Source organism: Actinoplanes sichuanensis (genome assembly GCF_033097365.1).
Lineage (GTDB): Bacteria > Actinomycetota > Actinomycetes > Mycobacteriales > Micromonosporaceae > Actinoplanes > Actinoplanes sichuanensis.
In genome coordinates this window covers 6,627,089-6,649,606 of sequence record NZ_AP028461.1, presented here as the reverse complement: position 1 = coordinate 6,649,606, position 22,518 = coordinate 6,627,089, and the positions used below count along the sequence as shown (strand labels likewise).

Annotated in this window: 23 protein-coding genes and 1 pseudogene; 15 read left to right on the top strand and 9 right to left on the bottom strand. The window is 71.8% G+C overall.

Features of this window, described 5'->3' with window-relative positions; all coding sequences use genetic code 11:
* Positions 1-89: 89 nt before the first annotated feature.
* The gene (locus tag Q0Z83_RS30760; RefSeq protein ID WP_317786730.1) at positions 90-563 is read right to left on the bottom strand and encodes an SRPBCC family protein; all 474 of its coding nucleotides are present in this window, start codon (positions 561-563) and stop codon (positions 90-92) included.
* Complete coding sequence (locus Q0Z83_RS30755) at positions 560-913, bottom strand: ArsR/SmtB family transcription factor (protein WP_317786729.1); 354 nt, start codon at positions 911-913, stop codon at positions 560-562. The genes Q0Z83_RS30760 and Q0Z83_RS30755 overlap by 4 nt, the downstream gene beginning before the upstream one ends.
* 302 nt (positions 914-1,215) lie before the next feature.
* Here Q0Z83_RS30755 and Q0Z83_RS30750 point away from each other — a divergent pair, with 302 nt between their 5' ends.
* On the top strand, positions 1,216-1,659 hold the full coding sequence (locus tag Q0Z83_RS30750) for a hypothetical protein (protein WP_317786728.1): 444 nt from the start codon (positions 1,216-1,218) through the stop codon (positions 1,657-1,659).
* A 124-nt stretch (positions 1,660-1,783) separates the two neighbouring features.
* On the opposite strand, the gene Q0Z83_RS30745 is transcribed toward Q0Z83_RS30750, so the two are convergent.
* A complete protein-coding gene (locus Q0Z83_RS30745; RefSeq protein ID WP_317786727.1) occupies positions 1,784-2,821 on the bottom strand; it encodes a glutamate-cysteine ligase family protein in 1,038 nt (345 codons plus the stop codon).
* Between the two features lie 372 nt (positions 2,822-3,193).
* Between Q0Z83_RS30745 and Q0Z83_RS30740 the strand changes: the two genes are divergently transcribed.
* On the top strand, positions 3,194-3,874 hold the full coding sequence (locus Q0Z83_RS30740; protein ID WP_317786726.1) for a hypothetical protein: 681 nt from the start codon (positions 3,194-3,196) through the stop codon (positions 3,872-3,874).
* A 366-nt stretch (positions 3,875-4,240) separates the two neighbouring features.
* On the opposite strand, the gene Q0Z83_RS30735 is transcribed toward Q0Z83_RS30740, so the two are convergent.
* Positions 4,241-4,969 carry a carbon-nitrogen hydrolase family protein gene (locus tag Q0Z83_RS30735; RefSeq protein WP_317786725.1) on the bottom strand — a complete coding sequence of 243 codons (729 nt, stop codon included), beginning with the start codon at positions 4,967-4,969 and terminating at the stop codon, positions 4,241-4,243.
* A gap of 33 nt (positions 4,970-5,002) precedes the next feature.
* Here Q0Z83_RS30735 and Q0Z83_RS30730 point away from each other — a divergent pair, with 33 nt between their 5' ends.
* On the top strand, positions 5,003-5,824 hold the full coding sequence (locus Q0Z83_RS30730; protein ID WP_317797164.1) for an ATP-grasp domain-containing protein: 822 nt from the start codon (positions 5,003-5,005) through the stop codon (positions 5,822-5,824).
* On the opposite strand, the gene Q0Z83_RS30725 is transcribed toward Q0Z83_RS30730, so the two are convergent.
* Positions 5,808-6,284, bottom strand: coding sequence for an SHOCT domain-containing protein (locus Q0Z83_RS30725; RefSeq protein ID WP_317786724.1), 477 nt, complete (start codon positions 6,282-6,284; stop codon positions 5,808-5,810). The genes Q0Z83_RS30730 and Q0Z83_RS30725 overlap by 17 nt on opposite strands.
* A gap of 56 nt (positions 6,285-6,340) precedes the next feature.
* Here Q0Z83_RS30725 and Q0Z83_RS30720 point away from each other — a divergent pair, with 56 nt between their 5' ends.
* Positions 6,341-7,012, top strand: a complete 672-nt coding sequence (locus Q0Z83_RS30720) for a spermine/spermidine synthase domain-containing protein (RefSeq protein WP_317786723.1) — start codon at positions 6,341-6,343, stop codon at positions 7,010-7,012.
* Here the strand turns inward: Q0Z83_RS30720 and Q0Z83_RS30715 are convergent.
* Both Q0Z83_RS30715 and Q0Z83_RS30710 read right to left on the bottom strand, forming a co-directional pair.
* Complete coding sequence (locus tag Q0Z83_RS30715; protein ID WP_317786722.1) at positions 6,952-7,506, bottom strand: GNAT family N-acetyltransferase; 555 nt, start codon at positions 7,504-7,506, stop codon at positions 6,952-6,954. The two genes, Q0Z83_RS30720 and Q0Z83_RS30715, sit on opposite strands and share 61 nt — an antisense overlap.
* Positions 7,503-8,420, bottom strand: a complete 918-nt coding sequence (locus Q0Z83_RS30710; protein WP_317786721.1) for an aminoglycoside phosphotransferase family protein — start codon at positions 8,418-8,420, stop codon at positions 7,503-7,505. The genes Q0Z83_RS30715 and Q0Z83_RS30710 overlap by 4 nt, the downstream gene beginning before the upstream one ends.
* A gap of 597 nt (positions 8,421-9,017) precedes the next feature.
* Here Q0Z83_RS30710 and Q0Z83_RS30705 point away from each other — a divergent pair.
* The 5 genes from Q0Z83_RS30705 to Q0Z83_RS30685 all read left to right on the top strand — a co-directional run bounded on the left by Q0Z83_RS30705 (position 9,018) and on the right by Q0Z83_RS30685 (position 12,565).
* Positions 9,018-10,061: a LacI family DNA-binding transcriptional regulator gene (locus tag Q0Z83_RS30705; protein WP_317786720.1), complete on the top strand. Its 1,044-nt coding sequence runs from the start codon at positions 9,018-9,020 to the stop codon at positions 10,059-10,061.
* Positions 10,062-10,128: 67 nt separating this feature from the next.
* Positions 10,129-10,755 (top strand): 5,6-dimethylbenzimidazole synthase, encoded by a 627-nt coding sequence (gene bluB / locus Q0Z83_RS30700; protein WP_378078121.1) that lies wholly within the window; start codon positions 10,129-10,131, stop codon positions 10,753-10,755.
* Positions 10,752-11,600, top strand: coding sequence for a DUF72 domain-containing protein (locus Q0Z83_RS30695; protein ID WP_317786718.1), 849 nt, complete (start codon positions 10,752-10,754; stop codon positions 11,598-11,600). Before bluB ends, Q0Z83_RS30695 begins: the two co-directional genes overlap by 4 nt.
* Before the next feature lie 45 nt (positions 11,601-11,645).
* On the top strand, positions 11,646-12,059 hold the full coding sequence (locus Q0Z83_RS30690) for a hypothetical protein (protein WP_317786717.1): 414 nt from the start codon (positions 11,646-11,648) through the stop codon (positions 12,057-12,059).
* Positions 12,060-12,088: 29 nt separating this feature from the next.
* A complete protein-coding gene (locus Q0Z83_RS30685; protein WP_317786716.1) occupies positions 12,089-12,565 on the top strand; it encodes a hypothetical protein in 477 nt (158 codons plus the stop codon).
* 51 nt (positions 12,566-12,616) lie between these two features.
* On the opposite strand, the gene Q0Z83_RS30680 is transcribed toward Q0Z83_RS30685, so the two are convergent.
* Complete coding sequence (locus Q0Z83_RS30680) at positions 12,617-13,492, bottom strand: poly(ethylene terephthalate) hydrolase family protein (protein ID WP_317786715.1); 876 nt, start codon at positions 13,490-13,492, stop codon at positions 12,617-12,619.
* A gap of 315 nt (positions 13,493-13,807) precedes the next feature.
* On the opposite strand from Q0Z83_RS30680, the gene Q0Z83_RS30675 reads away from it, so the two are divergent.
* Both Q0Z83_RS30675 and prfH read left to right on the top strand, forming a co-directional pair.
* Positions 13,808-14,908, top strand: coding sequence for an RNA ligase RtcB family protein (locus Q0Z83_RS30675; RefSeq protein WP_317786714.1), 1,101 nt, complete (start codon positions 13,808-13,810; stop codon positions 14,906-14,908).
* A 554-nt stretch (positions 14,909-15,462) separates the two neighbouring features.
* Positions 15,463-16,074, top strand: a complete 612-nt coding sequence (gene prfH, locus Q0Z83_RS30670) for a peptide chain release factor H (RefSeq protein ID WP_317786713.1) — start codon at positions 15,463-15,465, stop codon at positions 16,072-16,074.
* A gap of 322 nt (positions 16,075-16,396) precedes the next feature.
* On the opposite strand, the gene Q0Z83_RS30665 is transcribed toward prfH, so the two are convergent.
* Positions 16,397-17,584: an Lrp/AsnC family transcriptional regulator gene (locus Q0Z83_RS30665; protein WP_317786712.1), complete on the bottom strand. Its 1,188-nt coding sequence runs from the start codon at positions 17,582-17,584 to the stop codon at positions 16,397-16,399.
* A gap of 18 nt (positions 17,585-17,602) precedes the next feature.
* Between Q0Z83_RS30665 and Q0Z83_RS30660 the strand changes: the two are divergent.
* From Q0Z83_RS30660 to Q0Z83_RS30645, 4 genes and pseudogenes are all read left to right on the top strand, one after another.
* Positions 17,603-17,992 (top strand): annotated as a pseudogene (locus Q0Z83_RS30660) (MFS transporter); the annotation flags it as partial.
* 76 nt (positions 17,993-18,068) lie between these two features.
* Positions 18,069-19,046, top strand: coding sequence for an MFS transporter (locus tag Q0Z83_RS30655; protein ID WP_317786711.1), 978 nt, complete (start codon positions 18,069-18,071; stop codon positions 19,044-19,046).
* Between the two features lie 112 nt (positions 19,047-19,158).
* A complete protein-coding gene (locus tag Q0Z83_RS30650) occupies positions 19,159-20,742 on the top strand; it encodes an ABC transporter ATP-binding protein (RefSeq protein ID WP_317797162.1) in 1,584 nt (527 codons plus the stop codon).
* Positions 20,739-22,469 carry an ABC transporter ATP-binding protein gene (locus Q0Z83_RS30645; RefSeq protein WP_317786710.1) on the top strand — a complete coding sequence of 577 codons (1,731 nt, stop codon included), beginning with the start codon at positions 20,739-20,741 and terminating at the stop codon, positions 22,467-22,469. The genes Q0Z83_RS30650 and Q0Z83_RS30645 overlap by 4 nt, the downstream gene beginning before the upstream one ends.
* Positions 22,470-22,518 lie beyond the last annotated feature (49 nt).

Sequence of the window (22,518 nt, the reverse complement as noted above, 5' to 3'; positions counted from 1 at the left end):
GAGCGGGACAGGTTCGCCCGGGAGCGGGCCGACCAGCTCCTCGACGTGCGGGCCGTGCTCCTGCGGCACGAGGCCGAGGACGCCGCCGCTCAGATGCGGCCCTCGACGGCCAGCCGCTCCAGCTTGGCGTACCCCTCGTCGACGCCGACCTCCATGCCGCTCTTGAGCCAGGCGTCCCGGCCCTCGAAGCTGTCCACCAGCGACTGAGCGTGCAGGCGGGTCCGCCCGTCACCCAGATCCTCGAACCACAGGGTCTCCAGGGCGACCCCGTCGGGCTGGCCCTCGAAGGTGAAGGTCTGCACGATCCGGTCCGCCCCGACGTGATGGAACGAGCCGTGGAACGCGTACTCCTCGCCGTCGCGGGAGGCCACGTAGCGCCAGCTCCCGCCGGTCCGGGCGTCCCAATAGTCGATCTTGTTGACCAGTGAGTCCGGCCCACACCACTGCACGAACAGATCCGGGTCGGTGTGCGCCCGCAGCAGCTGCGCCGGGGTCGCGGCGAAATCCCGGGTGATCCGGATGATCGGCAGCTTCGGGTCGGCCTCGATTTTCGCCTCGCTCATGACTCTTCCTCTCCCTCGGTGTTGTCGTCCTCGTTCATCTCCGCCAGCACGGCGTCGAGCCTCGAGTAGCGCTCCTCGGCCCGCCGGCGGTAGCGCTCGATCCACGCTTCCATCCGGTCGAAGACCTCCGTCTCCAGACGCACCACGCGGGGCTGCGGGCCGGGCGGGCGGCTCACCAGACCGGCGTCCTCGAGGACGCGCAGGTGCTTGTAGACCGCTTGAAGCGACATCCGGTACGGCTCGGCGAGCTGGTTGACCGTGGCATCGCCGCCGGCGAGCCGGGCCACCATGTCGAGCCGGGTCGGGTCGGCCAGCGCGCCGAAGACCCGTTCCATCGTGTCCGCCGACATTAGCCCCTCATTTCAACTTTCTGGTTGAAACACAAGGTAGACGCGTCTGGCGGCGGATGTCAACCGGGAAGTTGAAAGGCCTGCTCAGAGGCGTGCGTGGCGGATCGTCCCAAAACCTGAACGCGATGCCCCGGAAAACGATCCGTAAACGTACTCTCGACAGATGGTTACCGAACCGTGCGCCTCGGGGTCACCTCGGAACCTACGATCAATCTCACTCGCCGCGTCGCGGGGCACGCATCCCTGACCCACCCTGGACTGTTGCTGCCCGGCGGCCCGCCCGGAACGGGAGGGATGTCCACGTGCACGACGAGATGCTGACACTGTTCGACGACTGCATCGAGCGGATGCTCCAGCTCCGTGCCCACCTGTCGGCCAGCCGCCGCGTCCATCCGGGCGAACGCCACGCCACCGTGGTCAGCGCCATCGAGGTGGCGGCCCACTTCGCCTCCGAAGCCACCCGGACCGTGTCCCTCATCGACCCGCCCCCGGCGATCCCCCTGGCCCTGCCGCGCCCCGCTGCCGTGCCGCCTGCGGCTTTGCGCCCGGCTGCGGCTGCCGTGCCGCCTGCGGCTTTGCGCCCGGCTGCGGCTGCCGTGCCGCCCGCCGCCTTGCGCCCGGTCGTCGCGCCGGCTGCTGTGGTGCGTCCCGCCGCCCTGCCGGCCGCGCTGTCGGCCCTTCCCGGCGAGCCGGCGCCCTCGGCGAAGCCGATGACCACCTTCCCCACCCTGACCGCCACCGCGTAGCCCATCGGCCAGGGCGCATGCGACACCGGCCGGTCGCCACGCGGTTCGCGGCCCGGCACCCCTGATCGCATTTGCGCCGGGCGGGTGTCGAGCCGGGGTCGCCGTCAATCTTCGGCGTGGTGGCTCAGGGGTGGGCGGCGACCGTGTCCAGGATGTCGTCGGCGGGGCAGCGGCCGCGATAGACGTACCGCTCGGTGAACTCGGCGACCTCGTCACGCAGCTCGCGGGAGACACCCTGGCGGGTGAGTGCCGCGTAAGCGGCCAGGAAACAATCCCGTGCCGCGGCGGCCAGCGCCGGATCGGTGAGGGCGTCGCGGGCGGCCCGTTCCCAGAGCGCCGGTGAGTCGGCCAGGTGGGCGGTCGCCCCGGTCGCCTCCTCGGCGGCGCGCGGGTCGTCCAGAAGTACCGAAGTCACCGCGGCCGGAAGGCGCCACCCGTTGCCGGGCTGCCGGTCCGCGGCGTCGATCTCGAGATGGCCGCGAGCGGCCACCGCGGGCCGCAGCCCGGCCATGTGCCGGTCCAGATCGGCGGTGGTCACCCGGCCACCGGCCCGGATCGTCTGCCGCGGCGTCCTCCCGGAGCTTCCCGGGGCATCCAGGACGTACGCCGCCCACGCGTCCCGCGGCTCCCCGGCCGGTGGGCGAACCGGCTGGTCACGGCGAAGGGCCTGGCGTGTGCTGCGCCATCCGGACGGCCGACCGTCGCGCAGTGGAGAGTTCGCGAAAGCGGCCGCCAGCACCGGGGCCAGGGTGTGCGCCAGCTCCCAGCGGCGCGGCAGCCCGAGCGGCCCGCCCCCGTCGAGCCCGGCCTCCAGCCCCACCCGGACGCCCGCCGTCGCGAAGTCGAGAGCCGGCCCTTCCGGAGCCGCCGCCTGCGACAGAACGGTCAGCCGATGCTGATCGACGATCCGCCCCGAGGCGCCCAGGTCATCGCCCATCCGGCGCAGCGCCACCTCCAGCCCCGGCGACGGCGGCCCGCTGACCACGAGAACCCGCGACGACCTGGTATCGAGGAATCCATGCCGCAGCGGCCGTCGCCCAGTCGGAGCCCAGGCCGGATCAACCAGAAGATCAACAGCGATCCCGACGAACCCGGGCAGCCCCGGCGAGAACGCCCGCGCCGCGACGAACTCCTCGGCTGCCTGCTCGCTAAGGATGCCCACGCCCGCTCACTCCTTCTACCCCGGGGAGCGGCGAGCATATCATTCCTATCTGCCAAATAGGAGAAACGACGACGCGTGCCGCCATCGTTCGGCGCCTCCGCACCATGCTGCTTCGCCGCCTCGCGCCGCACCGCGCCTCGCGCCGCCTCGCGCCGCCTCGCGCCGCCCGCCCGCGCTGCGTATGCCGGTCTCGGCGCCGCACAGGTCGACTGGTGTCGGTTCCTTGGGGGTTGGAACGGCGGCAGCCGGGATTTGGGATGGGTTCCTAGGATGCCTTAGGGGTTGTGGGGTGGGCACCTGGGGGTGGAACCGGGGTTGTGCCAGGGAAAGCGCCGGAACCACCGATTTGCCGCTCGGCCGTACGGTCGGGCCATGCCTTCGAGTCGGACCAGAGCATCGGGAACCGTCACTGTTCCGGGTAGCGTGACGCTGCTGGAGGCCCCCGCGATGCGGAGCGTCGTCACGGTTCCGGACGATCGCGTGGCGCCGATCGGGGCCGGGGCGGTGGTCGCGCACAGTCTCACGGTTCGGCATGCGGCGGTGGATGCTCCGGTTCTGCTGCTCGTCTACGGGCTGTTGCGGCTGGTCGACGGGCTTGACGGTGCAACCGGTCGAGGGCTCGCCGCCGACTTCGCGCACCTGGCGCTGTTCGCCTCGATGGTGTTGTTCGGTGTACTGGCCGCGGCGGTCCGGCCGCTGGTGCCCGTGGGTGCGCGTCCGGTGGCCGCGTTCGCTGCGGCGGCGACCGTGGCCGGCACGGCCTGCTTCCTCTGGACGCTCGTCTCGACGGCGATCGCCGGGGTGACGCCACTTCCCGATCTGCTTCGTCTCGCCGGTCCGCTGCTGTTCTCGCTGGGCATGCTCACGCTGCTCGGCCTGTTGGTCGCGTCCCGGCACGCTCCGGCGTGGAGCCCGCTGCTGTTCGGTGCCGGCATCGTGGCGGTGCTGATCGACGCCGACTCCCTGCCTCCGGCCGCGCTGATCCTGCTCGCCGCACTGGCCCCGCTGGCCCGCCCGTCCGAGCCCCGCCCGTCCGGCGTTCGGGCACCCTGAGGCGGGACCGGCCAAGGCCCGCCTGTCCGAAGACCTGCCTGTCCGAAAACCGCCCGTCCGGCGCCGGCGGGGCCGACTCGCGCGGCTGAGACCCGCGCGACGAGGATCCGCGCGACGAAGATCCGTGCGGCGAGACCCGCGCGACGAGGATCCGCGCGACGAGGATCCGTGCGGCGAAGATCCGTGCGGCGAGACCCGCGCGACGAGGATCCGCGCGACGAGGATCCGTGCGGCGAAGATCCGTGCGGCGAGACCCGCGCGACGAGGATCCGCGCGACGAGGATCCGTGCGGCGAAGATCCGTGCGGCGAGACCCGCGCGACGAGACCCGACCGGTTGTAGCCTGGCCGGGCGGTGTCGGGATGGCTCAGGGGGCGATCTCGACGGTGACCAGGCCGACGGTCATGGGGGCGACCTGCGTCAGCACCTCGCCGGCCGGGCTGATCACGCTGGTCGGGCCGTAGCCGATGTGTGAGGTGCCGCGTTCGCCGGTGACGTCGGCGGACACCAGCCACATGCCGGTTTCGCGGGCACGTTCGGCGCGGATCCGGTGGTGCAGGGGTTTCCAGTGTTCGGCGTTGGTTCGTCGCATCATGTTCTGGGCGGGCACGAGCAGCACCCGCGCGCCCTGTGCGGCGACCGCGGCCGCCGGTGCCGGGAACCGGGTGTCGTAGCAGATGTTGATGCCGAAGCGGACGCCGCCGATGTCGAACACCGGATATCCGTCGCCGGGGGTGAAGGCGGCTTCCCCGTCGACGAGGTGTGTCTTGCGGTAGGCGCCGAGCAGGGTTCCGCCGGAGATCACCGCGGCCGTGTTGTGGAAGCGGGTTCCCCGGCGTTCGATCAGGCCGAGCACGAGGGTCGGCCGGATCGGGGCGAGCCGCTCCAGGATCGCGGCGAACGAGGGGGACGCCAGGTCGTATCCGGTTCGGAGGAGATGTTCCGGTGTGACCGTGTAGCCCTGGAGGAAGCACTCCGGGAACAGCAGCACGTCCATCCCGGACGCCTCGGGTCGGGCCGCGAACTCCTCCACCGTGGCCAGGGCGGCCGGCACGTCGTCGAGCAGTTCCGGGGTCTGGCAGGCACCGATACGCATGTTCGCAGGCTATTGGCATGATGCGTATCCGTGATGCTGCTGGTGCCCTCCGATGTTCTTCGCCCGCGTCGTCCGGACGAGCATTTCGCCGACGAGGCGGGTGCCGCCCGGGAGGCCGGGATCGAGGTGGCGCTGGTCGACCACGACGCCCTGGCGAGCGATGACGCGGACGGCGGGGTGGCGCGGGTTCCGGCCGGTGCCGATGCGGTCTATCGCGGCTGGATGCTGGACGCCGACCGGTATGCCGCGATGGCGCGGGCCCTCACCGCCCGTGGGGTGTCGCTGCGGACCGGGCCGGAGCAGTATCGGCGGGCGCACGAACTGCCCGGCTGGTATGCGGCGATCGTCGGGGACACCCCGGAGTCGGTGTGGACGGTCGGGGACGGGCGGGCGGAGTTCCGGCGGGTGTGCGGTGAGTTGGGTGCGGGACCGGCGGTGCTGCGCGACTACACGAAGTCGATGAAGCACTACTGGCATGAGGCGGCGTACCTGCCGGACGTCGCCGACGATGCTGCGGCGTGGGCGGTGGCGAGCCGGTTCCGGGAGTTGCGGGGGAACGGTTTCGCCGGTGGGTTCGTGGTGCGGCGGTTCGAGTCGTTCGTCGGCGCCGAGGTGCGTACCTGGTGGGTGGGCGGGGTGTGCCGGTTGGTCACGGCGCATCCGGACACTCCGGGTGAACTGCCGCCGGCGGACGTCGTACTCCCGGATCTCGGTGGGGTTGATCTGCCGTTCGTGACCGTCGATCTGGCGCGGCACGTGGATGGCCGGTGGCGGGTCGTCGAGATCGGTGACGGTCAGGTCAGTGATCGTCCGCGGAGCACGGAGGCGGCGGCCCTGATCACGGCTCTGGGTTAGCGAGCAGGGCGGCTCGTTTGGCGGTGTACTCGTCATCGGTGAGCACGCCCGCGGCGTGGAGTTCGGCCAGGTTGTGCAGCAGCGCCGTGTGGTCGGGGGCGGCGGTCATCCGCCGGCGGATCAGGGCGGCCAGGTAGGCGGCGGTGTGTCGGTCGGCGCTGAACGACAGCGTGTTGCCGCCGGTGCTGATCTCGACCGACGACCGGATCAGGCGATCACGGGCGGTCACGTCGTCGACGGAGGTGAGGGGTACGCGTTCCCGGCCGGCGCCGGTGCCCATCAGGCTGCCGGTGCTGGCGAGTTCCAGTCGGTCGGGGTAGACGAGCAGGTAGATGTCGGTGCCGCTGTTGCGGTTGTGGGCGACGGCCAGGGCTCCGGTGGTGTCGACGCTGTGCCGCCGGGCCCGGTCGAGGGCTTGGGTGCAGTGATCGGGAACCGTCATGCCGTCGTCGGGGTTCACGATGAGTCACCGTAGCGCATCGACGTGGGTCCATCGGGTGCGTAGGCTTGCCGCCCATGGAGGAACGGGTCTTCACCGATCGGGGGGAGCTGGTCCTGCGGAGCCGGGATGGACACTTCGAGCTGATCAGCAACGGTGTCTTCCTGATGGACACGCGGTCCGGCCGTTCGGAGCGGGTGCTGGTGCGGGCTGCCCTGGCGGCGGTCGGGCCGCGTCCGCGTCTGCTTCTCGGTGGGCTGGGGGTGGGGTTCGCGCTGGCCGAGGCGGTTCGTACGGACGCTGTCGAGATCATCGTGGTGGAGGTCGAGCCGGCTGTCGTGGCGTGGCATCGGGGGGTGTTGCGGCCGTTCAGCGAGGGGGCGCTGGACGATCCGCGGGTGCGGGTGGTGACCGCCGACCTGGCGGTGTGGTTCACCGGTACCAGTGATCGGTTCGACGCGATCTGCCTGGATGTCGACAACGGTCCGGGTTGGACGATCGTCGATCATGGCACCGGGTTGTTCCGGCGGTCCGGTCTGGCCATGCTGCGGGAGCATCTGCGGCCGGGTGGGGTGCTTGCGCTGTGGAGTGCGTCCACCGCTCCGGGCTTCGCGGCGACGTTGGATCGTCTGGTGGGGCCGGTGCACACGGTTCGGATCCCGGTGGAGCGGGGTCGGCCGGATGTCGTCTACGTGGCGTCGTGTGTGGGTGACGACCGTGGTGGCGTGCGTGGCGTCCGCAGCCCGTGAGGTGGTCGGGGAGTCGCGGGGTGGGTGGGTGTGGTGCGGGCGGGCAGGTGGTATTCCATGAGCTCCGGGTGTGGCGGGAACTCGTCGGGGACCGAGATCCCGGTCGGCTGCCAGCCCATTCTCTGGTAGAAGCGTCTCGCCCGGTGGTTGCCGGTGAGCACCCACAGGCGACCGGTGCCACCGAGCATCTCGACGAGTTCGTCGTGCGCGGCCGAGGCCAGCCCGGTGCCCCAGGTGCGGGTGGCCGTACCGAAATGAAGAAGTTGATCTTGAAGTAATGCGGCATATCCGGCGACCCGTCCGTCCTGGAGGATCACCAGGACCCGGATCGCCGGGTCGTTGATCTCGGTGAGCCACCGTTCGGTGAGTTCGGCGCGGGGGAACGGGTACTCGTCCTGCGGGAAGATCTCGGACAGCGCCCGGACCGAACCCTCCTCCTGGACGTCCATGATCGCTTCGACGTCGGCCGTGGTGGCCGGACGCAGCACGGTCATGCCACACCGAACCAGCGTTCGGCCAGCTCGTCGAAGGACGCCGCCGGTGGTAGCCGTTTCATCCAGGCGGGCAGATTGCTGAAATAGTGCAGCAGCGACCAGGCCACCATCCGGCGCGGGAACCCGTCGTCGACCGGGTGCCGGTAGGCGCGCAGGAACCGCCCCAGGAACCGCCGGTCACCCTCGGCGACGAAACAGCCCACGCCGACGAACTCGTACTCGGGTGCGCCCCGCATCGCGGGTTCGAAATCGATCAGTCCGCTGAACCGCCACCGGCCGTCCGCGCCCGGTGCCACCAGCAGATGGTCCCGCATGATCTCAGTGTGCAGAAGCACCCGCCGTCGGTCGGTCAGATCGACGTCGAGCGCTTCCGGGATGCGGTCCAGCCAGGCCTCGCTCAGGCCCCGACTGCGCTGGCGGTCCACGCACCCGGCGCGCTGCCCGGCCACGAAGCCGTCCCAGTCGTCGGGCCACCAGTCGTCGATCTCCGGTGGTGCGAGCGCGTGCAGCGCCGCCACCGCCGTCCCGAGTTCGTCGGCCAGCCGGTCCCGGTCACCGGGCGCGATCCGGTCCCACACCCCGGTCAGCGGTGTCCCGGGCATCCGTTCCATCAGCACGAACCCCCAGCCGTCGCGCTCCCCGGCCGCCGTCACCCGCGGCGTGGCGATCGGCAGCTGTCCATGAATCGCCCGCAGAACCCCGGTCTCGACCGGAAACTCCGACCGGTAGACCTGCGGAAACAGCTTCAGAACGAGTTCGCCGGCGGCATAGACGGGCAACGAGCCGGACGCGAACCGGTGCGCCGCCGCATCCACCCCGAGCTCCCGCAGCAGCTCCTCGGCCCCGGCCCGCAGCACCCCCTCGTCGAGGGCGTCGAACGCCTCCGCACTCTCGGCCTTCGGCAACTTCAACACCGGAAGACCATAATGCCCATGCGGTACGGCCACACCCACCCGACCACACCGACCCCGCACCCGGCTGCGCCGCGACCGCCCTCCTGGAGGCTGCCGGAGCCGGGCGTCGACGATCTCGTCGTCGGCCGGAGTGCGGACCGCGGGCCGGTTCGGGTTCCGGTGATGGATCTGCGGGCCTCGGTGATCCGGCCGCCGCGAGGGATGCGGTGTACGCCTCCACGCCCGCCCGGGCCTCGATCGCCGCCGGGATCTCGACGGGGGTGCGATAGCGGGCCACCCAGCCCGTACGCTGGATCACAAGACCTACCTGCACCAGCCGGAACAGCACCTCACGCACCGGGTGTGCGGCCGGCCTCCAGTCGGTCGTCTCCACGAGGCGGTGATCGGGGCGCACCTCGGCCGGGAGGACGGCCTCACGCAGCCGCTCGTGGACCACCTCGGCCGGGTCGCCGGAGCGGGTCGGAGGGGGCGGTGTGGTCATGAGTGACTTTGGTATACACGTTGGTACACCGTTGCGCCTCCGGGCGGGATTGAAATGTTTCAAGCGTCGTGCTTACCATCAGGGCGCCCGTCCCCGCCACGGTTAGAAAGGCCCAGGTGTTGACTCAGCAGCCCCGCAACGGTCGAGCCCCCTCGGTCAAGGACGTCGCCGCCGCCGCGGGCGTCTCCCTGGGCACCGTCTCCAACGTGCTGAACCGGCCCGCCGTGGTCAGCGCCGCCACCCGCGAGCGCGTCGAGCGGGCGATGGCCGAGCTCGGATTCGTGCGCAACGAGTCGGCCCGCCAGCTGCGGGCCGGCACCAGTCGGGCGCTGGCCTACGTGATGCTCGACGGCGGCAACCCGTTCTTCCACGACGTCGCCGAGGGCATCGAGACCGCCGCCGAGGACGCCGACCTGTCGCTGTTCGTCTGCAACAGCAACGGCCGCTCCGAGCGCGAGGCCAAACACCTCGACCGGCTCCTCCAGCAGCGCGTCCAGGGCATCCTGATCACCCCGGTCGACCCGGACGCCCCGCACCTGGCCGACCTCGCCCAGCGCGGGCTGCCGTTCGTCATGGTCGACCGGTTCAGCCGGGCCGGCGGGCACTGCTCGGTCGCCGTCGACGACGTCCTCGGCGGCCGGATCGCCGTCGAGCACCTGATCGATCGCGGACATCGGCGGGTCGCATTCGTGGGCGGGCCGGCCAGTATCGGCCAGGTCCGGGAGCGGCTTCAGGGCGCGCGGGCGGTGTGGGACGAGTTCGGGATGCCCGAGGACGACCTGATCCACCTGCCCACCGAGGCGCTCACCGTCAACGAGGGGCGCTCGGCCGGCGAACGGCTGGCCGGCCTGCCGTCCCGGCGTCGGCCCACCGCCGCGTTCTGCGCCAACGACCTGCTCGCCCTCGGGCTGCTCCAGCACGCCGTCACGGCCGGCCTGCGGGTGCCCGACGACCTGGCGATCGTCGGATTCGACGACATCGACTTCGCGGCGGCCGCGGCGGTGCCGCTCACCTCGGTCCGGCAGCCACGGCAGGAGCTCGGCCGTACCGCGGCGCGCCTCGTCCTGGACGAGGCCACCAATCCGGATCACGTGCACGAGCAGGCGACGTTCGTACCGGCCCTGGTGGCACGCGCCTCGACCGGCACCGTCCGGCGCTGATCCCCATCACGGTCCTGCCTCGGGCGGCGGTGACCCGGCGTCCCGCGGCTGATACCGTCCGTCGGTGATCGAGGGGCTCTACGACGTCATTCACCGCCGCCGGGACGTTCGGGCGGAATTCACCGGAGAGCCGGTCCCCGACGAGGTCCTCGACCGGATCCTCACCGCCGCGCACGCCGCACCGAGCGTCGGCCTCTCCCAGCCGTGGGACTTCGTGCTGGTCCGCTCGAAATCGGTGCGGGCGGCCTTCCACGAGCACGTCCGCACCGAACGGGACGTCTTCGCCGCCACGCTCAGCGGGGAGGCCGCCGAACGGTTCGCCCGCATCAAGATCGACGGGGTGCTGGAGGCCGGACTGTCGATCGTGGTCACCTACGATCCGTCCCGCGGCGGGCCCGCCGTCCTCGGCCGGCACGCCATCGCCGACGCCGGGCTCTACTCGGTCTGCCTCGCCATCCAGAACCTGTGGCTGGCCGCCACCGCCGAGGGCCTCGGTGTCGGCTGGGTGTCGTTCTACCGCGAGGAGTTCCTCCGTGAGCTGCTCGGCATCCCGGCCGGGATCCGGCCGGTGGCCTGGCTCTGCGTCGGGCCGGTCAGCCACCTCGCCACGGTCCCCGACCTGGAGCGGCACGGCTGGCGGCAGCGACGGCCCCTCGACCGGGCCGTGCACGCGGATCGGTGGGGTTCGCGGTGAGGCTGCACGTCGGCTGCGCCATGTGGAGCCTGAAGTCGTGGCAGGGCCGGTTCATCCCGGCGTCCGGAACCGATCGTCTTCGGTCGTACGCCGGGTGGTGCAACGCGGTCGAGGGCAACACCACCTTCTACGCGACGCCGACCCTCGACACGGTTGCCGGCTGGGCGTCGCAGGCACCGGCCGACTTCCGGTTCGTCCTGAAACTCCCGCGCGAAGTGACACACTCGTCCTTCACCGACACCTCCGGACTGTCGGAATTCCTGCGCGTGATCGAGCCGCTCGGCGACCGCGTGCACGCCCTGTGGGCGCAACTGCCGGGATCCTTCGGACCCGGCGACCTCCCGGCTCTCTCCCGGTTTCTGCGGCGCCTGCCCGACTCCTTCCGGTACGCCGTGGAGGTCCGCGATCCAGCCTTCTTCCACGAGCCGCGCCGCCTCGAGGAACTGCTCGCCGACACCGGCGCCGAGTGGGTGCCGTTCGACACGACCGAGTTCTTCCGCACGCCTCCGACCAGCGACGCCGAACGTGACGCGTGGCTCAAGAAGCCCCGCATGCCGCTGCGGACCGAAGCCCTCACCGACCGGCCGATCATCCGCTACCTCGGCCGGGACGCCACCGACCGCACCGTCGACGGCTGGCGGCGCTGGGTCCCGATCGTCGCCCGGTGGCTGCGCGAAGGCCGGTCGCCCACGTTCTTCGTGCACACCCCCGACAACGCGGACGCGCCCGAGTTGTGTCGCCGCTTCCACGACGAGGTGCGTGCCCTGGTGCCCGGCCTGGAGCCGCTGCCCGAGCCGCCGCCTCTGCCGGCACCGGAGCCGGACGGCCCGCCGACCCTGTTCTGACGCCCGCCGCCGGTGTGCTGAGTGGAGGGTTGTAGGTTGCCGTCCATGATCAAGACCCGGCTGCTGGGTGCGGCACAGTTCCTGCTGATCACGCTGTACCTGCTCGGCGGATTCGGGGTGCTGGTGCTCGCGGTGGTACGCAGCGGCGACTGGGGTGCACTGTTCGCGCCCGGACTGGATCGGCTCGGCGACCCGAAGGACTCGATCCCGCTCGGCTGGGACTCGGCCACCAACCCGTTCGCGTGGATCTTCGGCATCGCCCGGGTGACCACCATGCTCGTCGTCCCGGTGGCGACCGCCGGCGTGCTGCTCGGCGGCTTCACGGTGGCCGCCGCCCGACAGGACGGCGACGGCCGGCGAACCCGACGGGCCCTGCTGGCGATCGGTGTCTGGGTGCTGCTGGCGGCGCTGGCCTTCACCCCGTACGGCGGAGCCCTGCACACCTGGCTCGCCGATTAGAGAGTCACCGGAGTCTAGAGTGCTGCGCCATGGGTGTGATGTATGACTACTTCCGAGGTCCGGACGCTGCGACCGTGACCGATCTGATGGACCGGACCGATGCTGATCCTCCGGGCACCATCGAGGAGTGGGTCACCGAAGTGGTCGACGTCAAATGGCTGGACGCGGCCGTGTGCGTCGGTGCGTTGTGTGCGTTCATCGCCGGAGTGGGCCGGGCGGCCGGTTCGTCCGGCATTCGTCTGGTGTGGCCGGTGCTCGACCCGGAGGATCTCATGGAACACCAGGGGCCCTGGGTCGAGCAGTTGACCGACGAGATGCGCGACACGCTCGCCGGGGTCGATGACGGGCGGATCCCGGAGCTGGCCGCCCGGTGGGTCCGGATCGAGGAGATCTACCGACCCGGCGCGGCCGACGACGAGCTCGTGCCGGTGGTCACCGACCTGGTGGCCCTCGCCCGCGCGGCCCGTGCGGGCGGCGAGCACCTCTACTGCTGGGTCTGCCTCTGAAACAGGCCGCGAGAGGGTCCGGCCGCGCGGCCGGACCCTCGGTGCGGAGCGTCAGGAGTGCGGGCAGGTGTCCCGGTACTCCTGGATCGCGGTGCCGGACGGGGCCGGGCACAGGAACTGGTCGTAGCGGGTGTCGTTGTCGATGAAGCGCTTCAGCCAGGAGAGGCTGTATTTGGCGACGGTCACGCTGCCACCCTCGGTCGGTGCCGAGTGGCTCGCGTTGTTGAGTTCCAGATAGGCCTTGTCGGGCGCGGTGGTCAGGCTCGTGTAGAACGGTTCGGCGTGTGACGACACCGGGGCCACCGTGTCGTTCTCGGCTCCGATGATCAGGGTCGGTACGCGGACGGTGGTCCAGCTCTTCGTGCCGTGCCACGGGGTCATCGGGACCGCCGCCTGCAGTGCGGGTCGGGTCCGGGCCGCGGCCAGGCTGCCTCCGCCGCCCATCGAGTGGCCCATCACGCCGAGGCGGGTGGCGTCGATGCGGGTGCGGACCGAGCTGGTGTTCGTCAGGTAGTCGAGGGCACCCAGCAACTGTGTGCCGCGGCTGTCCGGCTGGTCGAGGGTGCTGCGGGTGTCGATGGTGATCACCACGAAGCCCTGTGAGGCGAGCCGCGGGCCGAGCCAGGCGATGCTCGACTGCGACGCGGTGAAGCCGGGGGAGATGGCGATGGCCCCGAACGTTCCGGCGCTGGTGTCGGTCGGGTAGTAGATGGTTCCGCCACCGAACGTGGAGACGCTGGCGCGTGCCACGGTGACCTGGGCGATCGCGAACGTGCCGCGGGACGCCTCGATGCTGGCGTTGGTGGGTGCCGGGCCGCGCTCGTACGGGTTGGCGGCCGCGGCCGGTAGTGCGGGCGTCGCCAGGACGAAGGCGGCGCAGAGAGCGGTCAGTAGCGGGGCCTTCCGGATTCGGGCAGGAACGGGCATGGGAACTCCCTGGGGTATTGGGGCTCCTGGAATCGATGGATGTCAATAAGTTAACCCGCCGGTAACAAACGAGGTAATCCCAGCCCGTACCTGAACCCGGCGGTATGTCAGGCGGACCTTAAATCGGTTGCCGTGGTCCGGCCGGTCCGGTTGGGTGGACCGCATGACGTACTGAGGCCTTCACCCAGCGCACCCCGCGGCGTCCCCTGCCGCGCCACTCCGGCACCGCCCTCGTCGGCGTGCCGTGAACCGTGCCCTCAGCCTGGCGCCCCCGCTCTCCGCGGGCCGCGCCCCACCGTCATGGGAAGAAGCATTTTGTCTTCACAGCAGTCCACACGTGCCACCGTCACCGTCTTCGCCGAGCCCGGCAGCTGGATCGAAACCGACGCCGTCGACCAGTGCCACCAGGTCGCCGCCCTGGACGGCATGATCCACGTCGCCGGGATGCCCGACCTGCACCCCGGCAAGGGCGCCCCGATCGGCGCCGCCATGCTCTCCTCGGTGCTCTACCCGTTCCTGGTCGGCTCGGACATCGGCTGCGGGATCGCGGTGTACCCCGTCAAACTCAAGCGGGTCGTCCCGGAACGCCTGGCCGGGCGCTTCCCCGACCTGGACGAACCGGTCGACCCGACCGGCCTCGACGTCCCGGCCGGATACACCGACCAGCTCGGCACCGTCGGCCGCGGCAACCACTTCGTCGAACTCGCCCGGGTCGACGAGATCCTCGACAGCGGTCACGCCGAGCGGCTCGGCCTGGCCGCCGGTGACACCGTCCTCATCGTGCACAGCGGCTCCCGGGGACTCGGCGAGCGCATCCTGCGGTCGCACACCGAGGTGCACGGGGCCGGCCCGGCCGCCGACCCGCCCGCCTACCTGGCCGCGCACGACGACGCCGTCCGGTGGGGACACCTCAACCGGCGGATCATGGCCGAGCGGGTCGCCGAAGCGCTCGGCGCCGAACTCGGCGAACCGGTCACCGACGTCTGCCACAACTCCGTCGAGATCCGCGACGGTCACTACCTGCACCGCAAGGGCGCCGCGCCCGGCGACGGCGCCGACGTGCTCATCGCCGGCACCCGCGGCACCCGGTCCTTCCTGGTGACCGGGCACTCCGGCCCGTCGGCCGGGCATTCGGTGGCGCACGGCGCCGGACGCAAGATGTCCCGGACCGACGCGCTGCGGCGCGGCAAGGCCAAACACACGGTCGAGGAGCTTCGGCGTACGGCCGTCGGCTCGATCGTCGTCTGCGGCGACCGGCAGTTGCTCTTCGAGGAGGCACCGGGCGCCTACAAACGGATCGAGCAGGTGATCGGCGACCTGGTCACGCACCGGCTCGCCACGCCTGTCGTCAGCACGGTCCCGCTGGTCACCTACAAGACGGCCGATCTCGCGCCGCGGAAGGGAGGCCGTCGATGAGCGCGGCTGCTTCGTCTGCTTCATCTGCGTCGTCCTCGTCCTCGTCCTCGTCGAGTGCCGCGGCGCTGCGGGGGGTCACCGGGTGTGTGCCGGTGCTGCGGTGGAAGCGGTTCGCCGACCGACCGCCCCGGCCGGTGTTCTTCACCAGACCGCCCCGGCGCGGTGGGTCCCGGCACGCGGTCGGCGGTGGCAGCCGGTGATCGGCTGGTGGAAACGCGCTGCTCATCCGGCGCCGGCCACCGGCGGACTGTGTCGGCCGGTGTTCACCGGGCCGGAGCCTCGCCGCGGGGCGGGTTCGGTCGGCGGCTGCCGTGGAGCGGGCTCCTGTCGGGCGACGGGGGCGATCGGCGGCTGCCGAACAGTGCCGTCCCGTCCACTGGGCACCGGCCGAATCGCGCCGTTCCGGAGGTGGGCGTGATCCCGAGCGCGGACCGTCCACAGGTCGGTGTTTTGGCCGGTTCCGGCGTGGGTGTTTTGTCGGGCGGGGTGAGGGCGGGCGGGATGGCTCACCCATCGGGGACGGCCGGCCTCGCACCTTCTGGAAGGGGGGCACGATGGCCGTACGACATCTGATGGTTTCTGCTGGTCGCGGGCCGCAAGAGTGCTCGTGGGCGCTGGCCCGGCTGGTTCGTCGGCTGGAGGCCGATGCCGCGAAGCGGAAGATCGTGACCCGGCGGGTGGAGAGCGTGGCCGGGGAGCGAGCCGGGACGTTTCGGTCGATTCTGCTGGAGATCGGTGGGGACGGGGCGGCGGAGTTCGTGGATTCGTGGAGTGGGACGCTGTGCTGGCAGGCGCCGAGTCCCTATCGGGCCGGGCTGGGGCGCAAGAACTGGTATGTGACAGCGCAGCCCTGTTCGGTGGATGTCGAGCGGACCGTCTTCGACGAGGCCGATGTGGAGATCGTGCCCACCCGGACCGGTGGGCCCGGTGGCCAGCATCGGAACAAGGCGAGCACCGCGGTCCGGGCCACGCATCGGCCCAGCGGGATCGTGGTGGTCGCCGACACCGAGCGGCAGTTCAGCCTGAACCGCGGCATCGCGCTGCGGCTCATCCGGGAACGCCTGGAAGCCGGTGATGCGGCAGCGTCACAGGCCGCCGAGACGGCCCGGTGGCGGATCCACGACGAACTGGTCCGCGGCAACCCGACCCGCGTCGAACGCCCATAGGAACCCTCGCGCTCACGGCCGTGCGAGACGACTGCGGAGGCGGTCCCGCGAAACGCTCGGGTGAAACCGTCGTGTGAAACGCTCGGGTGAAGCCGTCGTGCGAAACGCTCGCGTGAAGCCGTCGTGTGAGGCGGGCGTTTGAAACGGACATGCTGAGGGGCGGCGGCCCGAACCGGTGCCGCCGCCCCTCGCAAAGAGCTCCGTCACACCGGCCGACCGCGAACCGCGATCCCGCCGACGCGCCGGGCGTGACGCCCTCATCGATCAATGACGTCCCCTGGGGGCCGATGGTTGCCCGAGACGCGGGAACGTAACGGGGTGTTCACACTCGGCCGAGCTGCTTCACATGCCGCAACAGGGGCGCGGACTCGACCCGGTCGACGCCGTCGAGGCCGCTGATCCGTTCGGTCAGGTAGCGGTAGAAGGCCGCCATGTCGGTGCAGATCACCGTCGCGACCAGGTTCGTCGAGCCGGTGGTGGCGGCCGCGAAGACGACCTCCTCGTGTTCGGCCAGGGCGGCTCCGACGGCGGCCAGCCGGGACGGTGCCACCGTCACCCAGAGCAGCACCGGGGCCAGGAAACCGAACACCTGCGGCTGCACCTCGACGTCGTAGTAGAGGGCCCCGCTGCGGCGCAGCTCGCGCATCCGGCGACGAACCGTCGACTCCGGCCAGCCGGTCGCCGCCGCCAGCTCGGCGTAACCGGCCCGCCCGTCCCGCGACAGCACCCCGAGCAGCGCCTCATCACCGTCGGCCAGCCGCACCGGAGGAAGCCCGGTCGGCCGCACCGGAGGAAGCCCGGCCGACTCGGCCGGCGGAAGTCCGGCCGGCCGCACCGGAGGAAGCCCGGCCGATTCAGCCGGCGGAAGTCCGGCCGGCCGCACCGGAGGACGTCCGGCCGATTCGGTCGGTGGGAGCCCGGCTGGTCGCGCTGTCCGGATGTCGAGCGGGACGTCCGGGTCGCCGGGCTGGGGGGAGCCGCCGATCGTGAACGGCGGGGGTGGTGGTGCCGGCACCCCGTCGGGGGTCAGTGCGGCGACCTGCTCGGCGGTCAGTGCGTCGTCGCGCCGGTCCGGGCCGACCGCGCCGCCGACGAAATGGTGGATCAGGCAGTGTGCGGTCACCGACACCAGCCGGGGCGTGCGCGGCAGCTTGTCCAGCAGCAGCGACTCCCGGTCGGCGTGCGCGGCCAGCCGGGCCAGGCAGCTGATCTCGGTGCCGCCGGAGAACACGCTCACCCAGGCCGTGTCGGGTCGGCGGGCCAGCGCGTCGGCGAGCGGCCCGGCCATGTCCGGTGAGGTGTGCAGCCGCAGCATCCACGACTCATACCCGAGCCGGATCGGATTGGGCATGCCCACCACCCGGACCCCGGCGCCCTCCCGTAGACGCCGGTAGCGCCGGGCCACCGTCTGGTCGGAGACACCGAGAACCGCGCCGATCTCCCGGTAACCGGCCCGACCGTCGACCCGCAGCGCGTGCACGATCTGCCGATCCAGCGTGTCGATATCCACCCGCAAGACCCTAGCCGAATGTCGAGATCCGCCGCATGCCGTCGAAAACGTGGTGCGTTCGGAAGGACGGGCGGCAGAGTACGGCGCATGCGAAAGTGGTCACCCCTGATCGCCGTCTGTCTCGGCACCTTCCTGCTCCTCGTCGACGTCACGATCGTGATCGTCGCGCTGCCCAGCATCTCCGCCCACCTCGAAGCCGGCCCGGACGACCTGGCCTGGGTCCTGGACGGCTACGCCCTGGCGCTCGCCGCACTGCTGCTCGGCGCCGGAGCCCTCGCCGACCGCTACGGCCGTCGAGTCACGTACCTCATCGGTCTTCTGCTCTTCGGTGTGTCCTCGCTGCTCTGCGCGGTCGCGCCGAGTGTGGACACGCTGGTCGGCGCCCGCGTGCTGCAGGGCGTCGGCGGAGCCGCGATGTTCGCCACCACGGTGGCCATCCTCAACGTCACCTATCGGGGGCCGCGACCGGGGCGTCGCGTTCGGCGTGTGGGGCGCGGTCAACGGCGCCGCCACCGCGGCCGGGCCGCTGGCCGGCGGCCTGCTCACCGAACATCTCGGCTGGCGTTGGATCTTCCTGGTCAACCTGCCGATCGTCGTGGTCGCGGTCTGGTTCACCATGCGTACGGTCACCGAGTCCCGCTCCGACCGGGCCGGCCGTTTCGACATCCCCGGCACGGTCACCTTCACCCTGGCCGCCACCGCCCTGGTCTACGGGCTGATCCGGGCCGCCGACGAGGGCTGGACCGCCGCCGTCGTGCTCGGTCCGCTCGCCCTCGGCCTGGTCGGGGTCGTGCTGTTCGTCGCCGTCGAACGCCGCTCGGCCGCTCCGATGCTGGACCTGAGCCTGTTCCGGCAGCCCGGGTTCACCGGCCTGATCGTCGCCGCGTTCCTCTGCCAGGCGGCCGCGTTCGCCTACCTGCCGTTCACCACGATCTGGCTGCAGCGGGTGCTCGGGCACGGCCCGGTCGACGCCGGGCTGCTCGGCGCGCTGCCGCTGAGCGGGGCCGCCCTGCTGGTCGGCGCGCTGGCCGGTCGGTTCCTCCAACAGGTCCGGCCGTGGCCGGCGATCGGGCTGGGCCTGCTGCTGATCGCGGCCGGTGACCTCGCCCAGTCGGTGGTCGGCGCGGACAGTTCGGCGACGGTCCTCATCCCGGGCCTGATCCTGGTCGGGCTGGGCGCCGGGGTGGTGCTGCCGGTGCTGTCGTCGGCGGTGCTGGCCGAGGTGCCGCACGAGCGCAGCGGCATGGCCGGCGGGACGTTGAACACGTTCCGGCAACTCGGGTTCGCGTTCGGTGTTGCGATCTTCGGCACAGTCGTCGCCGACGTCTCCCCGCAGCAGAACCGATACGCCGACGGGCTGAGTGACGCGGTCCTCATGGCCGGCGGGTTCGCCCTGGTAGCGGCCCTGGCCGTGGTGCTGCTGGCCCGGCCGAACGTGGAACAGCCGGTGAAAATCGGATGACAGGCCCCGGCGGCGGTGCGGCAGCATGGCCGATGTGGTGGATACGCGCGGACCCGTCCGATATCTGTGGTGGCTGGCACGGCAGGTGAAAGGGTGGGTGGCGCGCGGGGCGATGTACGGCTCGCTCTGGTTCGTCAGTCTGGCCGTCACCCCGTACCTCATCTCCCAGGCCATCGACCGCGGCCTCGCGCCGCGTCGTGCCGGTGTCCTGTTCGCCTGGGCCGCGGTGGTCCTGCTCGTCGGGGCGGCCAGCGCGGGCCTCGGCATCATGCGGCACCGCAGCATGACCAAACTGCGGCTGGCCGCCGCGCTGAAGACCGCCGACCTGGTGATGACCCACGCCACCCGGCTCGGCGCCGCGCTGCCCCGCCGGGTCACCGCCGGTGAGGTGGTCACCATCGGCATCTCCGACGTGTGGACGGTCGGCCGGGCGATGAACGCGGGCGGCGTCGGCGTGGCCTCGATCATCGCGTTCTGCGTGGTCGCGTTCCTGCTGGAGCAGATCTCCGGCCTGCTCGCCGCGGTCGTCCTGATCGGGGTGCCGGTGCTGGCGCTGATCATCGCGCCACTGCTGCGCCGCACCCAGCGGGCCGCCGGTCGGTACCGCCACCACCAGGGCGAACTCAACGGCCGGCTGGTCGACGTGATCGGCGGGCTGCGGATCCTGAACGGGCTCGGCGGCAAACAGACCCACCTGGAGCGGTACCGGCGGGAGTCGGCGAAACTACGCGACCAGGGCTACCGGGTCGGCGGGCCGTCCAGCTGGATCGGGGCGCTCGGCGACGGCCTGCCGGTGGTGTTCCTGGCCGTGGTGATCTGGCTGGCCGCCCGGCTCGCCGTCGACGGTGACCTCACCGCCGGGCAGTTGGTCGCGGTCTACGGCTACACCGCGATGCTGGTCATCCCGGTCAACGTGATGATCTTCGTGGGGTTCGACGTCACCCGGGGCATCGTCGCCGCCCGCCGGATCACCGACTTCCTGCGGCTGCCCGAGGACGACCCGGCCGGCGAACCGGCACCGCCCGGCCCGGCCCCGCTGCGCGACCCCGAATCCGGGGTGTGCGCCGAACCCGGCCGGTTCACCGCGCTGGCCGGTGACCGCCCGGCCGACGCCGCCGAAATCCTCGACCGGCTCGGCCGCTACCGGCCCAGCGACGCCACCTGGGGCGGCCGGCCGCTCGCCGGGATCGCCCAGCCCGACATCAGGTCCCGGATCCTGGTCGCCACCCACGACGCCGACCTGTTCGCCGGGCCGCTGCGCGTCGTCGTCGCCGGCCCGGCCGAACCCGACGACGACCGGGTCCACCGCGCCCTGCAGACCGCGGTCGCCCACGACGTCGGCGACGACCTGGACCGGCCGATCGACTGGGGCGGGCGCAACCTGTCCGGCGGGCAGCGGCAGCGGGTCCGGCTGGCCCGGGCCGTCTACGCCGACCCGGAGATGCTGCTCGCCGCCGAACCCACGTCGGCCGTCGACGCACACACCGAAGCGGCCATCGCCGACCGGCTCAGCACCGCGCGTACCGGCCGCGGCACCGTCCTGGCCACCACCTCACCGGTGCTGCTCGACCGGGCCGACACCGTGCACTACCTGGTCGGCGGCCGGGTCGCCGCCACCGGCACCCACCGGGAACTGCTCGCCGCGGAACCCGGCTACCGCGCCCTCGTGGCCCGCGCGTTCGGAGACGACGAATGACCACGCTGCTACCCGTCGCCAGTCCCCGTGAGGTCGTCGTCGCCGCCCGGCGGCTGATCGCCGCCGACGGCCGGGCCGTCACCGGGATGCTCGTCCTCAGTGCGCTGGCCGCCGCCGCCGGGCTCGGCGGGCCGTGGCTACTCGGCCGGATCATCGACACCGTCGCCGCGGGCGGCCGGGTCGGCGACGTCGACCGGCTCGCCCTCGCCGTACTGGTCTGCGCTCTCGCACAGACCCTGCTGTCCCGGTACGCGCTGTCGGCCGCTTACCGGTTCGGCGAACGCACCGCCGCCCGCATCCGGGAACTCTTCCTCGACCGGGTTCTCGGCCTGCCCGCCTCGGTCGTCGAACGCACCCCGGCCGGTGACCTGGCCGCCCGCGGCAGCACCGACGTGGACGGCGTCGCCACCGCGCTGCGCGACTTCCTGCCACCGATCTTCGTCGGCCTCGTCCAGATGGTGTTCCTGATCGTCGCGGTGATCGTGCTCGACCCGCTGCTCGGCGTCGTCGGCGTGATCGGCTTCTCCGGCATCTGGTTCGTCACCCGCTGGTACCTCAGACGGGCCCGCGGCGCCTACCTCACCGAGGGCGCCGCCACCTCCCGACTCGCCGACGAACTCGCCGCCACCACCGACGGCGCGCGGACCGTCGAAGCGTTCGCCCTGCATCGGCAGCGGATCACCGCCGGTGACGCGGCCCTCGCCGAGACCCGCCGCACCAGGCTCGTCACCCTCGGCCTGCGCAGCGTGTTCTTCCCGCTGGCCGAGACGTCGTACGCGGTGCCGGCGGTGCTCGCCCTGGTTCTCGGCGGGCTCCTGCACATCGACGGCCGGGTCACCGTCGGCACCGTCGCCGCGGCCGTCCTCTACCTGCGGCAGCTGGTCAGCCCGCTGGACACCATCCTGATCTTCCTCGACCAGATGCAGGCCGGTGGCGCGTCGTTCGCCCGGGTCGAGGGCCTCGGCGCGGTCCCGGCCCCGGTACTGACCGTCGACCGGGAACCCGTCGACGAGCGGATCGAGGTACGGGCCGTCCGGTACGCCTACGACGAGGGCCGGGATGTGCTCCACGACGTCGAACTGACCGTCCGCCCCGGCGAACGGCTCGCCATCGTCGGGCTCTCCGGCGCCGGCAAATCCACCCTCGGCCGGCTCGTCGCCGGTGTCGAACGCCCCACCGCCGGCAGCGTCACCGTCGGCGGCGTCGCCATCGCCGAACTGCCACCCGACCGGCTACGCCGCCACGTCGTCCTGGTCACCCAGGAACACCACGTGTTCCGGGAGACGCTGCGGGAGAACCTGATGGTCGCCGCGCCCGACGCCGAACTCGAGGCCGCGCTGCGCACCGTGGGCGCCGACTGGGCCGACGACCTCGACCGTGACCTGGGGGAACACCCGCTCGACGGCGCGCAGGCCCAACAGTTGGCGCTGGCCCGGGTGGTCCTCGCCGACCCGCACACGGTCATCCTCGACGAGGCGACCGCACTGCTCGACCCGACCGCGGCCCGGGCTGCCGAACGGTCGCTGGCGGCGGTGCTGCACTCGCGTACCGTCATCGCCATCGCCCACCGCCTGCAGACCGCCCACGACGCCGACCGCGTCGCCGTGATGGAGGCCGGCCGGATCATCGAACTCGGCACCCACGACGAGCTGGTCGCCGCCGACGGGCCGTACGCGGCACTGTGGCGTTCCTGGCACGGCGGCGAGAGCATGCCCTCCCCGGCGTGACGGCCTTCGATTCTCGACGGCCGCCCTCAGGTCGGCGGTCGTCGGTCTT

Coding starts and splice junctions, on each gene's coding strand:
- Q0Z83_RS30740 (WP_317786726.1), top strand. CDS start 3,194: ATGCCTTCGAGTCGGACCAGAGCATCGGGAACCGTCACTGTTCCGGGT.
- Q0Z83_RS30715 (WP_317786722.1), bottom strand. CDS start 7,506: ATGACCGTGCTGCGTCCGGCCACCACGGCCGACGTCGAAGCGATCATG.
- Q0Z83_RS30650 (WP_317797162.1), top strand. CDS start 19,159: ATGTACGGCTCGCTCTGGTTCGTCAGTCTGGCCGTCACCCCGTACCTC.
- Q0Z83_RS30735 (WP_317786725.1), bottom strand. CDS start 4,969: ATGCGTATCGGTGCCTGCCAGACCCCGGAACTGCTCGACGACGTGCCG.
- Q0Z83_RS30685 (WP_317786716.1), top strand. CDS start 12,089: ATGGGTGTGATGTATGACTACTTCCGAGGTCCGGACGCTGCGACCGTG.
- Q0Z83_RS30680 (WP_317786715.1), bottom strand. CDS start 13,492: ATGCCCGTTCCTGCCCGAATCCGGAAGGCCCCGCTACTGACCGCTCTC.
- Q0Z83_RS30755 (WP_317786729.1), bottom strand. CDS start 913: ATGTCGGCGGACACGATGGAACGGGTCTTCGGCGCGCTGGCCGACCCG.
- Q0Z83_RS30720 (WP_317786723.1), top strand. CDS start 6,341: ATGGAGGAACGGGTCTTCACCGATCGGGGGGAGCTGGTCCTGCGGAGC.
- Q0Z83_RS30645 (WP_317786710.1), top strand. CDS start 20,739: ATGACCACGCTGCTACCCGTCGCCAGTCCCCGTGAGGTCGTCGTCGCC.
- Q0Z83_RS30760 (WP_317786730.1), bottom strand. CDS start 563: ATGAGCGAGGCGAAAATCGAGGCCGACCCGAAGCTGCCGATCATCCGG.
- Q0Z83_RS30690 (WP_317786717.1), top strand. CDS start 11,646: ATGATCAAGACCCGGCTGCTGGGTGCGGCACAGTTCCTGCTGATCACG.
- Q0Z83_RS30730 (WP_317797164.1), top strand. CDS start 5,003: ATGCTGCTGGTGCCCTCCGATGTTCTTCGCCCGCGTCGTCCGGACGAG.
- prfH (WP_317786713.1), top strand. CDS start 15,463: ATGGCCGTACGACATCTGATGGTTTCTGCTGGTCGCGGGCCGCAAGAG.